The organism is Actinophytocola sp. (assembly GCF_045807065.1).
GTDB lineage: Bacteria > Actinomycetota > Actinomycetes > Mycobacteriales > Pseudonocardiaceae > Actinophytocola.
Genome location: NZ_JBJMIE010000152.1, coordinates 1 through 15570 on the forward strand (window position 1 = coordinate 1; position 15570 = coordinate 15570).

The 15570-nt window shown below is 69.9% G+C and carries 11 protein-coding genes; 8 read left to right on the top strand and 3 right to left on the bottom strand.

The features are described 5' to 3' along the window. Nucleotides 1-135 precede the first annotated feature (135 nt). On the top strand, nt 136-921 hold the full coding sequence (locus ACJ73U_RS08960) for an IclR family transcriptional regulator C-terminal domain-containing protein (protein WP_407777079.1): 786 nt from the start codon (nt 136-138) through the stop codon (nt 919-921). 45 nt (nt 922-966) lie between these two features. Here ACJ73U_RS08960 and ACJ73U_RS08965 read toward each other — a convergent pair whose 3' ends face one another. Together ACJ73U_RS08965 and ACJ73U_RS08970 are read right to left on the bottom strand one after the other, a co-directional pair. Next, entirely contained in the window at nt 967-1269 is a 303-nt protein-coding gene (locus ACJ73U_RS08965) for a hypothetical protein (RefSeq protein ID WP_407777080.1), read from the bottom strand. Between the two features lie 46 nt (nt 1270-1315). Further along, the gene (locus ACJ73U_RS08970; RefSeq protein WP_407777081.1) at nt 1316-5677 is read right to left on the bottom strand and encodes an AAA domain-containing protein; all 4362 of its coding nucleotides are present in this window, start codon (nt 5675-5677) and stop codon (nt 1316-1318) included. Nucleotides 5678-6123: 446 nt separating this feature from the next. Between ACJ73U_RS08970 and ACJ73U_RS08975 the strand changes: the two genes are divergently transcribed. The 3 genes from ACJ73U_RS08975 to ACJ73U_RS08985 all read left to right on the top strand — a co-directional run bounded on the left by ACJ73U_RS08975 (nt 6124) and on the right by ACJ73U_RS08985 (nt 7924). Further along, a complete protein-coding gene (locus ACJ73U_RS08975; RefSeq protein ID WP_407777082.1) occupies nt 6124-7026 on the top strand; it encodes a helix-turn-helix domain-containing protein in 903 nt (300 codons plus the stop codon). Nucleotides 7027-7361: 335 nt separating this feature from the next. Continuing rightward, nucleotides 7362-7589: a DUF397 domain-containing protein gene (locus ACJ73U_RS08980; RefSeq protein ID WP_407777083.1), complete on the top strand. Its 228-nt coding sequence runs from the start codon at nt 7362-7364 to the stop codon at nt 7587-7589. Then, nucleotides 7589-7924, top strand: a complete 336-nt coding sequence (locus tag ACJ73U_RS08985) for a hypothetical protein (protein WP_407777084.1) — start codon at nt 7589-7591, stop codon at nt 7922-7924. Before ACJ73U_RS08980 ends, ACJ73U_RS08985 begins: the two co-directional genes overlap by 1 nt. Nucleotides 7925-8312: 388 nt before the next feature. Here ACJ73U_RS08985 and ACJ73U_RS08990 read toward each other — a convergent pair whose 3' ends face one another. Next, entirely contained in the window at nt 8313-9287 is a 975-nt protein-coding gene (locus ACJ73U_RS08990; protein ID WP_407777085.1) for a 2-dehydropantoate 2-reductase, read from the bottom strand. A 55-nt stretch (nt 9288-9342) separates the two neighbouring features. Between ACJ73U_RS08990 and ACJ73U_RS08995 the strand changes: the two genes are divergently transcribed. From ACJ73U_RS08995 to ACJ73U_RS09010, 4 genes are all read left to right on the top strand, one after another. Continuing rightward, nucleotides 9343-9615: a DUF6457 domain-containing protein gene (locus ACJ73U_RS08995; RefSeq protein WP_407777086.1), complete on the top strand. Its 273-nt coding sequence runs from the start codon at nt 9343-9345 to the stop codon at nt 9613-9615. Between the two features lie 87 nt (nt 9616-9702). Further along, nucleotides 9703-12642 (top strand): formyl-CoA transferase, encoded by a 2940-nt coding sequence (gene frc, locus ACJ73U_RS09000; protein ID WP_407777087.1) that lies wholly within the window; start codon nt 9703-9705, stop codon nt 12640-12642. 5 nt (nt 12643-12647) lie between these two features. Beyond that, complete coding sequence (locus ACJ73U_RS09005; RefSeq protein WP_407777088.1) at nt 12648-14795, top strand: acetate--CoA ligase family protein; 2148 nt, start codon at nt 12648-12650, stop codon at nt 14793-14795. 95 nt (nt 14796-14890) lie between these two features. After that, on the top strand, nt 14891-15421 hold the full coding sequence (locus tag ACJ73U_RS09010; protein WP_407777089.1) for an Nramp family divalent metal transporter: 531 nt from the start codon (nt 14891-14893) through the stop codon (nt 15419-15421). Nucleotides 15422-15570: the final 149 nt, after the last annotated feature.

Here is a 15570-nt window from a genome sequence, read left to right on the forward strand (position 1 = left end):
CCCTCCAGCGCGACCGTGTCCCCGTCGTGGACGTGCGCCGCGATCGCCTCGGCCAGGGGCACTGGACTTGTCATCGGCAACTCCGGTAGAATTTCGCTGAGCGAAAGATTCTTCTTTCAACGAAAAGAGTAGCCGATGGCCGGTGAGGCGTCTACGGGTACGTTCCTGCAGGGGCTGGAGCGTGGGCTCGCCGTGATCCGGGCGTTCGACCAGGCACATCCCGAGCTGACGCTGTCGGAGGTGGCGGCGCGGACCGGCGTGACCCGCGCGGTGGCGCGGCGGTTCCTGTTGACGTTGGCGTCGCTGGGATACGTGCGCAGCGACGGACGGTTCTTCTCGCTGACCGCGCGGGTGCTGGAGCTGGGGTACGCGTACCTGTCGTCGCTGTCGCTGCCGGAGGTGGCGGAGTCACACCTGGAGTCGCTGGTCGCCGAGGTGAACGAGTCGTCGTCGGTCTCGGTGCTGGACGGACAGGACGTCGTCTACGTGGCGCGAGTACCGGTGTCGCGGATCATGACCGTCGCGATCAGCGTGGGAACGCGCTTTCCGGCGTACGCGACCTCCATGGGGCGGGTGTTGCTGGCGGGGATGCCGGCGGAGGAACTGGAGGAGTACCTGTCGGCCGTGGTCCTCGAACCACTGACCGCGCGCACGGTGACCTCGGCGGACGCGCTGCGCGCGGAGGTCGCGAAGGTGCGGTCGCAGGGCTGGGCGCTCGTCAACCAGGAGCTGGAGGAAGGGTTGCGCGCACTGGCGGCGCCGGTGCGGGACCGGACCGGGCGGGTGGTGGCCGCGGTGAACGTGTCCGCCCACGCGAGCCGGACGTCGCTGGAGGCCATGCGTCGCGACCTGCTGCCACCGCTGCTCAAGACGGCGGCCCACATCGAGGCGGACATCCCGGGCTCACGTCGTCCGCGGTGACCCCGTGCACGGTTGATCACGGCCGGTTCCGGCCATCGCCACGCCTCAGGTGTCCCGGCTGACCGTCCACTCGGCGGAATGGGGTAGCAGGCCCGGGATGTCCTCGGTGAGGCGGGCGAAGTCCAGTGCCTGGCCGATGAGGCTCGCCGGGTCGTTCTCGATGGCCGCCCATGCCCTGGCGCGTTCCTGCTCGGTCGGGAACCGGCCGTGGTCGAAGGCTCGGCGGGCGGCGGCGCGGAGCGCGTCCAGGTCGTGCACGACGACGTTGATCCGTGCCTCGACCTGGAAGCGCCGGTCCCGTTGCTCGGCGATGGCGAGCACCTGGGAGCGGGTCAACTCGTGGGTCATGCCTCCATGGTGCGCTCGCCGCAACGCGCCCGACCAGGCGAAATCGTCATTCCGGGGAAAGACCGGGGTCTCCCTTAGGGGCGATGTCGAGTGCGCGCAGCCGGCTCAACAAAGCTGCCATCGCGCGGGGTTCGTCGGCGTAGAAGGCCGACTCGCGGATGCGGTGCAGGTGCCAGCCGCAGCGTTCCAGGTCCCGCTGGGTGGCGAGGTCCCGCTCGTAGGCCGGCGCGCCCTGCCACGTGTCGCCCTCGCACAGCACGGCCAGGCGGGAGTGCGCGCCGACCACCACCAGGTCCAGGCGCGGCCGCTCCACCGAGAACGACGGGACCACCGCGTACCCCAGGCCCACCAGGCGGTTCGCCACGCGTTGCTCGAACAGCGAGTTGAACGGCTCCACCCGCACGTCCGGCGGCACCGCCGTGGTCAGCACGCCCTCCGAGCGGTCGGCCGACATCACGCCGTAGCAGTGGTCCAGCAGCTGGAACCGCATGTCCTCCGGGTTCGACAGGGCGGCCAGCGGGATCGAGTGGAAGACCCACATCTGGTCCCGCGCCCGCGACGCCGCCACGTTGTACCGCTGCACGAACATCTCACGCGTCAGCGGCACCACCCGGTCCGACGCGCCCGCCACCATCGACAGGAACATGACGTCGCGCTCGGCGCCCTGGAAGTCGGCCGAGTCGCCGCACTGGAGCTTGCGCGCCGCCCAGTCCTCCGGGGCCACCCGCTCCAGCAGCCGGCGCTCGACCGCCTTCGCCTGCGCGGCGCCGAGGAGCGAGATCACGCCGAACGTCCTGCCGTCGTAGCGCGGGTCCGCCAGGCACTTCTCCAGCCGCTCGACGATGGCCTCGACCTCGGCCGCGTTGACCTTGTTGGTGGTCCCCTCGACCGTGTCGCCCACGTTCACCGCGCGGATCGGGTCCAACCGGTCCGCGCCGTACTGGCGGACCGGCACCAGGCGGATGCCGTCCGGCTCGTACGCGACCCGGTTCGAGAAGCCGATGATCTCCGGGACGCAGCGGCGGTGCTCGGTCAACGTCAACAGGCCGCGGTAGCGCATCTTCGCCTCGTCGAACAGGCTGCGTTGCGGGTCCTGCCAGGCCGAGCGGTACGGGTCGTCGGCCAGGTACTGGTTGGCCAGGTCACGCAGCTGCTGCTGGTCGACGCCAACGGCCGTCGGCGACACCTGCTTGTCGTCGCCGATCACGACCATCCGCGGCGCCAGGTACTGCAGGAACGTCGCCTCCAGGCCCGCCTGCGACGCCTCGTCGACGATCACCACGTCGAACATGTCCCTGGCGATCTGCAGCTGCTCCGCGATCCGGTAGATCGGCATGATCCACACCGGCACCGCGGAGCGGCAGCGGTCCATGGCCTGCCGGACCTCGGCACGCCGCTGCGCCGCGTACTTCCCGGTGCCCTTGCCGAGCCGGCGGACCAGGTACGCGTAGTGCTCCAGGTTCGCCCGCGCCTGGCCGGTGAGCCGGTCGGGGGACACCGCGTGGCGCCAGGCCCGTGTCGCCGCGAGGGTTTCCACCTCGCGGCGGATGCGTTCCTCGGTCAGCGTGATCTCCGCCTGCACCGCGTTGACGTCCGTCGAGCCGCGGTCGGCGACCCAGGCGCTGACCGCCGCCCACGTCCACGCCTCGCCGAAGCTCGCCAGTCTCTCGCCCCACACGGCGGGGTTGGCCCGCACCGCGGCACGCAACCGCGGCGGCACCGACGCGGCGAGCGAGTCCCGGCGGGTGAGCTGGGCGCGGACCGTGACCAGCCGGGTGAGCCGCTGGTAGGCCGTCGTGTACGCGGACGGGTCGCGGTCGCGGACCGCCGCCAGCAGGGCCGGCACGCACGGTGCCGCGTCCACCCGACCGGCCACCGTGGACACCGCGGACTCCAGGCGGCGCAGCGGGATCGTGGCGGTGACGTGTGCGTCGACGGAGGCGGCCACGTCGACCAGGTTGGCGTAGCGGCGGACCGAGTCGAGGTCCGTCCAGTCGGCGCGGGGGAGGCCGGCCTCGGCGAACCGGCGCTGCTCCAGCTCCAACGCCTCGCCCAGTGCGAGTACGCGGTGCAGCTGGTCCAGCTCGGTGCGGTGCCAGGCCAGCCGTTCGTGCGGCGGATCCGTGGGCAGCAGCCGGGAACCACCCGGCCACGCCTTGTCCAGTACCGCGAGCACCCGGCCGGCCTCCGCCCACAGGAGGAACGCGCCGACCTGCGCCGCCGAGGTCGGCGCCACGCCGTCCACCAGCACCTGTTCGAACAGCGGTTGCGCCTGCTTGACCGGCTTCGGGGTGAGGGCACCGATCTTCGGCAGTCCGCTCGGGCCGGTCCTCAGTGCGCCGCCGGCGAGGTGGGCGTGGAGCTGCTTCGCCAGCGGCACCAGCGGGTTCACGCTGCCGGAGGCCTCGACCTCGGTCAGCGGGCCGAGCTGGTCGACGAGCGTGCCGGCCTGCTCGAGCAGCTGCGCGATCTGCTGGGCGCGGGCGTGCCACAGGCGGGCGCGACCGGTGCGGATGTCCGCGAGCGCCTCGGCCATCCACGTCTCGCGGCGACGGGCGAGGTCATCGGCCTCGTCGGCCAGTTCGGACAGCCGCCTGCGCAGTTGGGCGCGCGCCGCCGGTTCGATGCCGCGCACCGCCTCGAAGGCCGGGTGCCGCCTGAGGTCCGCGTGCCGTGCCTCGGTCGCGGCGGCCACGCGTTCGGTGTCGACGAACTCGGTGAACACCTGCGGTGCCGGGGCGGTGCCCAGCTCGACGAGCCGCTGTCCCGCCTCGGGTTCGTCGGCGACGAGCGCGGTGTCGGTGAGGAACCCGTGCCACTCCAGGACTTCCGCGGTCGTGAGCGGCGGCTCGCTGTCCGCCCGCACGTCCGCGTGGTCGCGGAGCCAGCCGAACCGCGGCTCCTGCTGCCGCAGCTTCAGCGCGATCGCGGCCAGCGTGCCCCGGTAGCCGGCGTGCTCGTGCTCGCGGACCTCGTCGCGGCGGGCCTCGACCAGCTCGTCGTGCAGCTCGGCGCGGCGCAGACCGAGGCGTTCGATCGCGGCCAGGCAGCGGCGGATCGTGGTGGCCGCCGCGTCCTCGTCGTGGTCGGTGGCGGCGGCCGCGATGCGTTCCACCGCGACCTTCAGGTCCGACATGTCCTCACGGGACGAGCCGACCACGGCCACCGACAGCGGCTTGATCTCGGTGGGCAGCTTGTCGCGGACCTCGCGCAGCGCGCGGTCGGTGTGCGCGGTGACGAGGACACGCTTGCCCTGCGCGAGCAGGTGGGAGAGCAGCGCGGCCGCGGTGTGCGTCTTGCCGGTCCCGGGTGGCCCCTGGACCAGGGTCTGCGCCTGCCGGTCGACCTGGCGGACGATGCGGAGCTGGGTCTCGTTGACCGGTAGGGGGAGGAAGGCGTCACCGTCCACTTCGACCAGTGCGCCGTCCTCGCTGTCCGGCGTGTGCTGGCGCGGGCGGTGGTCGGGGTCGACGAGCGGTGCGAGCCCGTCCGGCACCCGCTGTTCGGTGGCCAGCTGCTCGACGATCGTCGTGAAGATCTCGACGATGCCCTGCTGCGAGCGCCTGCGCAGGATCACGGCCGGCGCGTAGGCGGCGACCGCGCCGGCCTGCGGCTTCGGCGGCACGTCGTCGTCACGGTACTCGCCGTCCGGGTCGAGCGCGTGCACAAGGCGGCGCACGAGCGCGCCGGTCTCCTTGCGGTGCAGCGGATGCGTGTCGAGGTCGCGGGCGGCGGCGCGGATCTCGTCGACGTGCCGGGGGTTGGGCACCAGACCGGGGTCGAGCATGTCCAGCTCGACGTCCGCGGTGGCCACCGACTCGACGCGGTGGACGGTCAGGCGGCCGGTGTCGTCGTCGAAGCGGACGCCGACCGGCGCCGTCAGCAGGTGCCGCTGCACGCCCGGCGCCGCCCACGCGAGGCTGCCGACCCCGATGACCAGCTCCAGCTCCTCGGGGTTGCCGTTCGCGGCGACGTAGGCGGCGAAGAGCTGGGCGTAGCAGGCGCGGACGGGCCGGTCGCGGCGTTCCCGCTCGGCCCAGGCGTGCCAGGCGACCAGCCAGCTGACGTACTGCTCGGTGAGCTCGGCCGGGGCGTCGGCGGCCAGGGCCGGCGTGCTGTCCGGGTCGCGCCAGCCGGCGAGCCACGGCGCCAGCTCCTCCGGCGGCGGCGGGTCGTGCCGGGCGACGCGCTCGATCGTGACGACGTCGGCCTCCGGCTCGGGATCGCCACGGTGCGCGGAGCTGACGGCCGGGTGGTCGGGCAGCGCGTGGAGCCACAGCGCGGAGCGGTACCCGTCGACGGTGCGGGGTGGTGAGTTCCTGAGCTGCTGCGCCCGCGCGAGGAACTCGAACAGGCGAACGGCGCGGCCGACCAGCGGGTCGGCAGCTCTCGGTATTGCCTCGTCCACCCGTCCTCCCTGGGGGCAGTCCGGAGCTCTCACGGTACCGGACCGCCAGGAAGTGGGCCTTTGGTGACTGTCGACCAGGGTGCGGACCGGCCCCGGCAGCCGAGGGCCCGGCACTGCTCCAAATGGGGAACGGGACCGGCAAAGGACGCCAGGAGCGACGCGCCAGGAGCATGATCTGTACCGCCCCTCAGCCAGGCTGTCGCCGGGGGCAGGACGGGTTCGCGCGGCGGACTTCCACCGCGGCGGACCTCGACTTCACCCGGACGGTCAGGTCGTGGGCGGGTGCGGGCCCGGAGTGGTGAGATCGTGCTCGGGGCTCGTCACGGGATGTCACCATAAGGGGAACACCGAGCGGTCGGGCTCCTCAAAGTCTGGTCAGACCGCGTACCCTGAATGGGTTGGCATTTGCCATTGCATGTCGGAACGAACCCACGCTGGAGGCGACGATGACCGCGGAAGACCCTCGCTACGAGGAGTCTCCCAGGTTCGGCGGTGGCGACTCGTCCGGCGCGCCGACGGCGCGACGGATCGTGCTCGGTGCACAGCTACGCCGTCTGCGGGAGGCCGCCGACATCTCCCGGGCGGACGCCGGCTACTACATCCGCGGCTCGGACTCGAAGATCAGCCGGATGGAGCTCGGCCGCGTCGGGTTCAAGGAACGGGACGTCGCCGACCTGCTGTCGCTGTACGGCGTGCACGACGAGCAGGAACGTGCCCAGTTCCTCGACATGGTGCGCAAGTCCAACGAGCGCGGCTGGTGGCACCGGTACTCGGGCACCATGCCCAACTGGTTCCAGGACTTCGTCGGGCTCGAGGAGTCCGCGTCGCTGATCCAGTGCCACGAGCTGCAGTTCGTGCCGGGCCTCATGCAGACCGAGGACTACGCCAAGGCGGTCGTGAGCCACGGCCGGCCCGAGCTGATGGACGCCGAGGCCGAGCGCCGGGTCGCCCTGCGGATGCAGCGGCAGAAGGTGCTGACGCGGCAGGGCGCGCCCCGGTTGTGGGCGGTCGTCGACGAGTCCGTGCTGCACCGCCCGATCGGCGGCCACAAGGTGCTGCGCGAGCAGATCGAGTACCTGCTGGAGCTGACGCGGCAGCCGAACGTGACGCTGCAGATCCTGCCGTACCAGATGAGCGGGTACGCGGCGGAGGGGGCGTTCTCGATCCTGCGGTTCGCGGAGCCGACGCTGCCGGACATCGTCTACATCGAGCACCAGAGCGGCGCGCTGTACCTGGACCGGGTGGACGAGCTCGAGGTCTACGGCCGCATCATCGACCGGCTCGCGGTGGACGCCGAGACGCCGGACCGCAGCCGTCAGTTGCTGTCGAAGTTCCGCGCGGATAACTGAGCGGAGTTGTACCCCAATAGGTTTCCTACATTCGGGTGACGCTTCCCGTGTAGCAGAACCGTTATGCAGCATGCACAGGAATACGCAGTTGACTAGCCGTCGTGCATCCGGTTCACACTGTCGAGATCTCAAGCTGGGGCAATGCGTTGCCGACAGTGACGAACGTTGGGTTTATAACCCCAAACGGGGTACACCCTGAGTAGCGATCATCCCGCGCCTTGTGCACGCCCGTACGAATGCACGTGCATTTACCTCTGCAAGTTGCGGTGTTATGGTGCAAAGGCAGAATGCACGTGCAGATGCACTCACAGTTTGAAACTCGGAAGGGTGGGGCCATGACCGAGATTCGGAACGGCGCGTCAGCGGATGATCTCCCAGGTGCGACGTGGCGGAAGAGCAGCTACAGCGGCGCGGTCGGGAACTGTGTGGAAATGAGCTGGTTCGGCGAGCGGGCGGCTGTACGCAACTCCCGCGACCCCCACGGGCCCGTGCTCGCGGTCCCGGCCGGCTCACTCGTGTCCTTTGTGAACAACACCGTGAGCATCGGAGAACGGAGGGCTTGATGTCTTCCACCGGCACCGCCGCGACAAGCGTCGATGCCCAGTTGCGTGCCCTGGTCAACCGCGGCTTTCGCTTCGTGGATCCCAGGGACGAGCACGGTGACGTGGTGGCCGTCGTGGGTGTTCGCGCCCACGACGACGTCATCGACGTCATCGAGATCCATGGCGAGGACAAGGCCGTCGCCACGCGGATGCCGCCCGACCAGGACGTGCTGGACCCGAGGCTGATCTACTGGCGGGAGCGGGGGCCCGCGCCAGCGGTCCTGGCGAGGGTCCTGCTCCTGGCGGACGACCACATCCCGGGAACGCTGTACCTACCGATAACCGTAAGCGCCTAGTAGCACGCACGGCCGCTGATGTCGTACCCCACGCCCGTCGTGAGCCTCACCGTTCCGACGTGAGCCGGCCGACCAGCTGAGCCACCTCTCGCACACAACCCCATGCGCCGCACCGTGAACAGCCGTTCACACGCGCCGGCGCGCCCATGCTCGTCGGCCAGGAGGACAGGTCGGGGTCGCCCTCCTTGCCGACGACGCACGCGATGCTGACCACGCGTCCCCACCCGCGGGCCACCATGGCAGGGACGGCATGGCAGGGACGGCATGGCACACCGGGGACGAGCCGGCGAGGTGGTCGGTGACGGTCCTGGTGGCGGAACCGGTGACGTCAGGGGGCGAGGTGCCCTGGTGGGGGTGTCCGGCGGCGACGCCGGCACCCCCACCAGGGTCAGGCCGCCGTGGCCTGGATGTTCAGGAGGTCGGCCAGGGCCGCGACCACTCGCAGGGTCGGGGCCTCGACACCGGTGAGGTCGGCCAGCTCGACCACGGCCTTGAGGATCACGTCGAGCTCCATCGGCTTGCCCTTCTCCAGGTCCTGGAGCGTGGACGTCCTGTGCTCGCCGGCGCGTTCGGCGCCCGCGAGGCGGCGTTCGATCGAGATCTCCGGGTGGGAGCCGAGGCGGGCGGCCACGTCCAGGGTCTCCCGCATCATCCTGACCACCACCGACCGGGTGTCCCCGTGCCGGCAGATACCGGCCATCGTGGCCCTGGTCAGCGCGGAGATCGGGTTGAAGGCGATGTTGCCCATCAGCTTGAGCCAGATGTCCTTGCGCAGGTCCGGCTCGACCGGGCACTTCAGGCCGCCGGCGATCATGGCCTGTGAGAAGGAGACACAGCGCGGCGAGATCTCGCCCGTCGGCTCGCCGATCGAGAAGCGGGTCCCCTCGAGATGCCTGACCACGCCGGGGGAGGCGATCTCGGTCGCTGCGTACACGACGCAGCCGATCGCCCGTTCGACGGGTAGTGCCGCGCTCACGGCCCCGCCAGGATCGACACTGTTGATGCGGTGGTCGCGGTAACCGCTCTCCAGCCCGTGGAAGTACCACCACGGGATGCCGTTCTGCGCCGCGATGATGGTGGTCCTGTCGTGTAGCAGCGGCTTGATCATCGGACCGGCCTCGGCGTACCTGTTCGCCTTGAGGCCGAGGAAGACGTGGTCGACGGGACCCACCTCGGCGGGGTCGTCGGTGGCAAGAGGGCGGGCTTCGAAGTCTCCTCGGGGGCTCATCACCTGAACGCCCGACTCTCGGATCTTCCGCAGGTGGGGGCCTCTGGCGATGAGGTGAACCTCGACTCCAGCCCGGTGCAGTGCCGCACCGACGTACGCGCCGATGGCGCCGGCCCCAAGAACAGCAACTTTCACCGCGAGCTCCGTTCTTGTCTAAAAATCGTATGCAGCATACAGTATGAGATATTCGGTGAAACGAGAAGTGGTGAGCATGGGCGGAATCGCGGACTGGACCGCGCAGGCCGGCGCTCGACTCGGTATCGACGCAGGTCAGGCCAGCACCGCGCTGGTCATCGAGCTCGCGAGGGAAGTGTCGCGCGCGGAGGGGAGACACACCGCCGTCATGGCCGCGTACCTGCTGGGTGTCGCGGTCGGTCGGGGTGTGGATCCGCGCGAGGCCGCCGCGCGACTCGCTGACCTGACCGAGGAGCGGTCGGGCACCGCCTGCGACTGGCGCGACTGAAGGCCCTGGACCCGGAGGGTGGTCCTCACTAGAGTCATACGGTATGCAGTATGCGCCTAGCCCCCCGATAAGGAGATGACGACGCAGATGGCTTCACAGGCAGACACGCCGGAGAACCCGGAGATGATCTCCGGCGGACATCTGGTGGCGAAGGCGCTCAAAGCGGAAGGCGTGGACGTGATCTTCACGCTCTGCGGCGGGCACATCATCGACATCTACGACGGCTGCGTCGACGAGGGCATCGACGTCGTCGACGTGCGTCACGAGCAGGTCGCGGCCCACGCGGCCGACGGCTACGCCCGCATCACGGGCAAGCCGGGCTGCGCGGTCGTGACCGCCGGTCCGGGCACCACCGACGCGGTGACCGGGGTGGCCAACGCGTTGCGTGCGGAGAGCCCGATGCTGCTGATCGGCGGCCAGGGCGCGCTCAGCCAGCACAAGATGGGCTCGCTGCAGGACCTCCCGCACGTCGACATGATGAGCCCGATCACCAAGTTCGCCGCGACCGTGCCCAGCACCGAGCGCGTCGCGGACCTGGTGTCGATGGCCTTCCGCGAGTGCTTCCTCGGCGCACCCGGCCCGTCCTTCCTGGAGATCCCCCGCGACGTGCTCGACGCGAAGGTCTCGGTGGCGAGGGCCCGCATCCCCAAGGCCGGCGCCTACCGGGCGTCCACGAGGAGTGCCGGTGACCCGGCGGCCGTCGAGAGGCTGGCCGACCTGGTGGTGGGCGCGGAGAAGCCGTGCGTGCTGCTCGGCAGCCAGGTCTGGACCACCCGCGGCACCGACGCGGCCGCCGAGTTCGTCCGCGCGCTGAACGTCCCCGCCTACATGAACGGCTCCGGCCGCGGCACGCTGCCCCCGGGCGACCCCCACCACCTGCAGTTGTCCCGCCGCTACGCGTTCCAGAACGCCGACCTGATCATCATCGTCGGCACGCCGTTCGACTTCCGGATGGGTTACGGCAAGCGGCTCTCCCCGGACGCGACGGTCGTGCAGATCGACCTGGACTACCGCACGGTCGGCAAGAACCGGGACATCGACCTCGGCATCGTCGGCGACGCCGGGCTGGTCCTGTCCTCGGTCACCCAGGCCGCATCCGGCCGGGTCGACAACGGCGCGGTCGCCCGCAAGGCGTGGCTGGAGGAACTGCGGGCGGTCGAGACCCAGGCGTACGAGAAGCGCCTGCCGCGCCAGCACTCCGACGCCTCGCCGATCGACCCGTACCGGCTGGTGCACGAGATCAACGAGTTCCTGACCGAGGACTCGATCTACATCGGCGACGGCGGCGACATCGTCACCTTCTCCGGCCAGGTCGTGCAGCCGAAGTCGCCCGGCCACTGGATGGACCCCGGGCCGCTCGGGACGCTCGGCGTCGGCGTGCCGTTCGTGATGGCGGCCAAGTACGCCCGCCCGGACAAGGAGGTCGTCGCACTGTTCGGCGACGGCGCGTTCTCCCTGACCGGCTTCGACTTCGAGACGCTGGTGCGGTTCAACCTGCCGTTCGTCGGCATCGTCGGCAACAACTCGTCGATGAACCAGATCCGCTACGGCCAGATCCAGAAGTACGGCGCGGACCGCGGCCGGGTCGGCAACACGCTGGGCGACATCCGGTACAGCGAGTTCGCGAAGATGCTCGGCGGTTACGGCGAGGAGGTCCGTGACCCCAAGGATATCCGGCCCGCGCTCGAACGGGCCCGCGACAGCGGTCTGCCGTCGCTGATCAACGTCTGGGTCGATCCCGAGGTGTACGCGCCGGGGACGGTGAACCAGACCATGTACAAGTCAAGGGGCTTGCACATGCGCAAGGCTTTGGAGGGCGTGCGGGTCCTCGACATGACGCACGTCCAGAGTGGACCGTCGGCGACGCAGATCCTGGCGTGGCTCGGCGCGGACGTGGTGAAGCTCGAGGCGGTCACCGGCGACATCACGCGCAAGCAGCTGCGTGACCTCCCGGACGTCGACAGCCTGTACTTCACGATGCTGAACTGCAACAAGCGCAGCATCACGCTGAACATGAAGGACCCCAAGGGCAAGGAGCTGTTCACCGAGCTGGTGAAGAAGTTCGACATCCTCGCGGAGAACTTCGGTCCCGGCGCCGTGGACCGGATGGGCTTCTCGTGGGAGAAGCTGCGCGAGATCAACCCCCGGCTCATCTACGCGTCCATCAAGGGCTTCGGCGACGGCCCGTACAAGTTCTTCAAGGCGTACGAGGTGGTCGCGCAGGCCATGGGCGGCTCGATGTCGACCACCGGCTTCCCGGACGGGCCGCCGCTGGCGACCGGCGCGCAGATCGGTGACTCCGGCACCGGCATGCACGCCGTGGCCGGCATCCTGGCCGCGCTCTACCAGCGGGAGCACACCGGCGAGGGGCAGCGGGTCACGGTGGCCATGCAGCACGCCGTGCTCAACCTGTGCCGGGTCAAGCTGCGCGACCAGCAACGGCTCGCGCACGGCCCGCTCCACGAGTACCCGAACAAGGAGTTCGGTGACACGGTTCCACGCTCTGCCAACGCATCTGGCGGTGGGCAGCCGGGCTGGGCGATCAAGTGCGCGCCCGGCGGGCCGAACGACTACATCTACGTGATCGTCCAGCCGGTGGGCTGGGCGCCGATCACCCAGCTGATCGGGCGTCCCGAGCTGGCCAACGACCCGGAGTGGGCCACCCCGGAGGCACGCCTCAACAAGCTGGACAAGATGTTCCAGCTCATCGAGGAGTGGTCGGCCGTCCACGGCAAGTTGGAGGTGCTCGCGAAGCTCAACGAGCACAACATTCCCTGCGGCCCGATCCTGTCCACCAAGGAGATCATCGAGGACGAGTCGTTGGCGGAGAACGAGATCGTCGTCAAGGTGGACCACCCGGAGCGGGGTGAGTTCACCACGGTCGGCATGCCGATCAAGCTGTCGGACTCACCCGCGGAGGTGCGCCGCTCCCCGTTGCTGGGCGAGCACAACCAGGACATCTACGGCAGCGAACTCGGCCTGTCCGAGAGCGACATGGCCGAACTCAAGGCGAGTGGAGTGATCTGAGGATCATGACGGCAACACCGTCCCACGTGGACAAAGAGGTCGTACGTGCGGTCCTGGACGAGGTCCGGGCCGCTGGACGGGACTCGCTCACCGCCCCGGAAGGCAAGCGGGTCTGCGACGCGTACGGGATCCCCACCCCGGGTGAGGGTCTCGCCACGTCGGCGGACGAGGCGGCACGGCTCGCCGGGGAGATCGGCACGAAGGTCGTCGCGAAGATCGTCTCGCCGGACATCCTGCACAAGACCGAGGCGGGCGGCGTGATCGTCGGCGTCAGCGGCGCGGCCGAGGCGCGGGCGGCGTACGAAAAGATCATCGCCAACGCCAGGGCGTACAAGGCGGACGCCGACATCACCGGCGTGCAGATCCAGGCGATGGTGGGCGGCGGCCACGAGGTCATCGTCGGCGCGACCACCGACGGCACGTTCGGCAAGGTCGTCGCCTTCGGGCTCGGCGGCGTGCTGGTCGAGGTGCTCAAGGACGTGACCTTCCGGCTCGCGCCGGTGGACGCGGCCGAGGCCAGGGGCATGGTGACCGGCATCAAGGCCGCCGAGGTCCTCCAGGGCGCTCGCGGGGCCGAGCCGGTGGACCTCGACGCGCTGGCCGACGTGATCAGCAGGGTGTCCCAGCTCGTCACCGACTTCCCGGAGATCAGCGAGTTCGACCTCAACCCGGTGTTCGCCTCGGCGAGCGGCGCGGTCGCGGCCGACGTGCGGATCCTGCTGGAGACGCACGCACGCAAGCAGCCGGTGCAGCACAGCCAGGAGGAGATCCTCACGGCGATGAACCGGCTGATGAACCCGCGTTCCATCGCGGTCATCGGCGCGTCCGACCAGGCCGGCAAGATCGGCAACTCGGTCATGAAGAACCTGATCAACGGCGGCTACGCGGGGGAGATCCACCCGATCAACCCGAGGGCCGACGAGATCCAGGGGCGCAAGGCGTACCGGTCGGTCGGCGACGTGCCCGGTGAGGTCGACGTCGCCGTGTTCGCGGTGCCGGCCAAGTTCGTGCCGTCCGCGCTGACCGAGTGCGGCAAGAAGGGCGTCACGGCGGCCGTGATGATCCCGAGCGGCTTCGCCGAGACCGGCAACGTCGAGCTGCAGGACGAGGTCGTCGGCATCGCCCACGAGTACGGCATCCGCATGCTCGGCCCGAACATCTACGGCTACTACTACACGCCGCGGAACCTGTGCGCGACGTTCTGCACGCCCTACGACGTCAAGGGCGGCGTGGCGCTCACGTCCCAGTCCGGCGGCATCGGCATGGCGATCCTCGGGTTCGCCCGCACCACCAAGATGGGTGTGTCCGCGATCGTGGGCCTGGGCAACAAGTCCGACGTGGACGAGGACGACCTGCTGACCTTCTTCGAGCACGACGACAACACGCAGTGCGTCGCGATGCACCTCGAGGACCTCAAGGACGGCCGGGCGTTCGTCGAGACCGCCAAGCGGATGACCAAGAAGAAGCCGGTCGTCGTGCTGAAGGCGGGCCGCACGGCCATGGGTGCCCGGGCGGCCAGCTCGCACACCGGCGCGCTCGCCGGCGACGACAAGGTGTACGACGACATCCTGCGCCAGGCCGGCGTGGTACGCGCGCCCGGCCTGAACGAGATGCTCGAGTACGCGCGCGGCCTCCCGCTGCTGCCGACACCGCTGGGTGAGAACGTCGTCATCATCACCGGCGCCGGCGGTTCGGGGGTGCTGCTCTCGGACGCGTGTGTCGCGGAGGGACTGTCCCTCATGGACATCCCGCCGGACCTCGACGAGGCGTTCCGCAGGTTCATCCCGCCGTTCGGCGCGGCGGGCAACCCGATCGACATCACCGGTGGCGAGCCGCCGTCGACCTACGAGGCCACGATCCGCCTCGGCCTGGAGGACCCGCGCATCCACGCGCTGATCCTGGGCTACTGGCACACGATCGTGACGCCGCCGATGGTGTTCGCCGAGCTGACCGCCAGGGTGGTGGAGGAGGCTCGCGCGAAGGGCATCGACAAGCCGGTGGTGGCGTCGCTCGCGGGTGACACCGAGGTCGAGCAGGCGAGCGACTACCTGTTCGAGCACCGGATCGTGGCCTACCCGTACACGACGGAACGCCCGGTGGCCGTGCTCGGCGCGAAGTACCGGTGGGCCAGGGCAGCCGGCCTGATCGGCTGACGGTCCGCCACACGGATGTGGTCGCCGCCGGCGATGGGTGATCGCGCGGCGGCGGCCAAAGGGCCGGCCAGGTTTGGCCGGCCCGTAGGAGATGGGTGAACAAGCAGGGGTCGAGCAGGCAGCGAGAGGCGTCCTCGCCGGGGGGACAGGGTGCGGAGTCCCGCGAACCGCCGCACAGCAGAATTCCTCTGGAGGTCCAACGATGGATTCTCACAACCCCCCGGCCACGGGGTTGTGAGCGGCTCCCTCGGAAGCGGGACCTGATCGAGAACGGTGACCGGTCGGCGGCGTTGCAGGCCATGTCCGACTCGTTCGCCAGCGTGGGCGGGCAGCTCCTCGGCGCGTTGTTCTTCTGCTTCATCTCGCTGATCGGTGTGCACGCCACCCTCGGGTTGTTCGACTCGTTCTCGCGGGGTCAGGCCGACATGACCTACTTCCACTTCCCAGGTGCGACGCGGTTCACGATGTCCCACCTCTACGCGGGGTTCCTGTGGACCTCGGTTAGGGAGATGGAAGCGATGCGCCGTCTGTTCCTGTTGACCCTGCCGGGTCTGGCGGCGTTGTTCGAGGCCAAGGAGCGGCGGAGGGGCGCCCGAGGGCTCAAACCGAGGACAGGTACCCACTAGAGACCGATCACCAGGGATTACTCGCCCGACGCGCGCTGGGTAGCGTGTCGGGTGGGTACTTCCTGCGCGGGTGAAAGGTAGTGGATTTGAACGTCCCCCTGTGGCTATGGGTTGTCACCGCAGTCGGCCTGACCGCCATCATCTGCGCC

Coding starts and splice junctions, on each gene's coding strand:
- ACJ73U_RS08975 (WP_407777082.1), top strand. CDS start 6,124: ATGACCGCGGAAGACCCTCGCTACGAGGAGTCTCCCAGGTTCGGCGGT.
- ACJ73U_RS08980 (WP_407777083.1), top strand. CDS start 7,362: ATGACCGAGATTCGGAACGGCGCGTCAGCGGATGATCTCCCAGGTGCG.
- frc (WP_407777087.1), top strand. CDS start 9,703: ATGGCTTCACAGGCAGACACGCCGGAGAACCCGGAGATGATCTCCGGC.
- ACJ73U_RS08985 (WP_407777084.1), top strand. CDS start 7,589: ATGTCTTCCACCGGCACCGCCGCGACAAGCGTCGATGCCCAGTTGCGT.
- ACJ73U_RS08960 (WP_407777079.1), top strand. CDS start 136: ATGGCCGGTGAGGCGTCTACGGGTACGTTCCTGCAGGGGCTGGAGCGT.
- ACJ73U_RS08965 (WP_407777080.1), bottom strand. CDS start 1,269: ATGACCCACGAGTTGACCCGCTCCCAGGTGCTCGCCATCGCCGAGCAA.
- ACJ73U_RS09005 (WP_407777088.1), top strand. CDS start 12,648: ATGACGGCAACACCGTCCCACGTGGACAAAGAGGTCGTACGTGCGGTC.